At 61.7% G+C, this 1,820-nt stretch carries 1 protein-coding gene; it reads right to left on the minus strand.

Translation table 11 applies throughout. The features are described from left to right. Positions 1 to 164: 164 nt before the first annotated feature. On the minus strand, positions 165 to 1,658 hold the full coding sequence (gene istA, locus QCE73_RS39290) for an IS21 family transposase (RefSeq protein WP_008342581.1): 1,494 nt from the start codon (positions 1,656 to 1,658) through the stop codon (positions 165 to 167). Between the last annotated feature and the right edge of the window lie 162 nt (positions 1,659 to 1,820).

Raw genomic sequence — 1,820 nt, forward strand, 5'->3', positions numbered from 1 at the left:
ACGTTCGGCCAGTTCGTGCTCAAGCAGCGCCCCAAGCAATCGCGTAGCCGGCCAGCCTTCCTTATCAGAGCGCTCAACGAACTCGGGCCATAACCTGCCGATGGTCGGCAGACGTAGCTCGTTCAACATCAAGGCCAGACGGCCGTTGTCATGGGCAGGGGCGTTCATGCTGCCACCTTGTCGAGAAGCTCGTCATAGACCGCGACGGGCGGCATTTCGACTACGACCTCGGGACATTGGGCCTGACGCGGCGCGAATTCATCGCGCAACTGCTTCAGATCGGGCAGTTCGCCTGCTTCGAGCAAGGCCTCGAGCCGCTCGGCCAGCAACGCCTCAACGCCGTGATGTCCTGCGAGTTCGAGCAGCCCTACGATCGTCTTGCATGCCTGGCGTTGCGTCAGTTGCGTCTCCAGCTTCTCCCAGGTCCGTCGGTAGGCTTCACGGGGAAACAGCGCGTCGCGAAACGCGAACCCCCTGAACGCCTGCGGCTTGCGCTTGAGAGAATCGATGAAGTGACGATAGTCCAGCGCGTGGCGGTTATCGGCGGCACGGGATCCTCGCGGCGTACTGTGCACCAGCGCGCCCGACAGATAGCAGTCGAGCCGGTCACCATAGATCCGCACCTTTAGCCTATGGCCGATCAGGCGTGACGGTGCGCTGTATAGGATGCCGCGCACGGTGAATGTGCTGCAGCGGGTCACGAGTGCTTCTTCCTCGACGAAGTCAGTAGTGCGACGTACGGGCAAATCCTGCAACTGTGCGCGCTCAATGCGAAACGCCGCAGCGTTGCGCCGGTTCCGGCGCATCACCACCTCACGGATGAATTCATCGTAGGCGGGCCGGTCGGCGAAGTCGCGATGACCGCGAAGCATCAAGGCCTGGTCGACCGCTTCCTTCAGATACCGATGCGATGACTCCACGCTGCCGTTCTCGTGACCCAGGCCCCGATTGTTGCGCGTGCCCTCCATGCCGTAATGGTCGAGCAGCGCTGAGTAACGTTTCGTGAAGTCCTCCTGCTCTGTCAGATTCTTGAAGGCAGCCGACAGGCTGTCAGAGCGATGTTCGCGCGGGCAGCCGCCGGCCTGCCACAGCGCGTTCTGCAATCCCGCTGCGAGGGCCTCGAAACTCTCGCCTCCCTCAACAACGTTCGCGTATTCCCAGCGCGAGAACGCCAGTACGAAGTGATACAGCCGATGACCGAATGGGGCACCGCCGATCGTCACGCAAAGCTTGCTCATATCGGTGAAGTCTGACAGACCGCGCACACCGGGCTGATGCTCCTGGGGGAAGAACACCTCCTGCGTAGGCCCTTCAAGCGCCCGCCACTGGCGAATACGCCGTTCCAGCGTGCGGCGCATGCTATCGGGATAGCAACCCGGGTGATCGTCTTGCAGCTTGCGCAGGATCGTGATGCCCATCAGGTGGGGCGCGTTGCGCAGCAGCGGTACGACTTCGCTCTCCCATACGTCGACGAAGGGATCAGCTCGGGTCCGCCATGTTTGCCGTGGTTTCTGAGAAGGCAAGGTGGCGTCACGTTCGATGCGGCGCGCCGTACGCACGCTGATACCGGTCTTCGCGGCCGCGACTTCCTGGGAGTACTGTTTGCGCTTGTTCATATAGAGATGAACCTGTTGGTCGGTAATGCGGGTTCCAGACATGAGCTGACCGCTTCTTCTTCAAGCTTCGATCAGTCCATCCTAAAGCCCGTCGACCTGGCGCCGCCGGTGGCTCATCGTCTACGGCGACTGCGCCGCCCTTCGACTCCTCACCACCGGCCAAAACGATCGTCAACGACCGGCCAAAACAATTGTCGCTGCCCA

It is taken from the genome of Caballeronia sp. LZ029 (assembly GCF_031451275.1).
In the GTDB taxonomy this organism is placed as follows: Bacteria; Pseudomonadota; Gammaproteobacteria; order Burkholderiales; family Burkholderiaceae; genus Caballeronia; species Caballeronia jiangsuensis.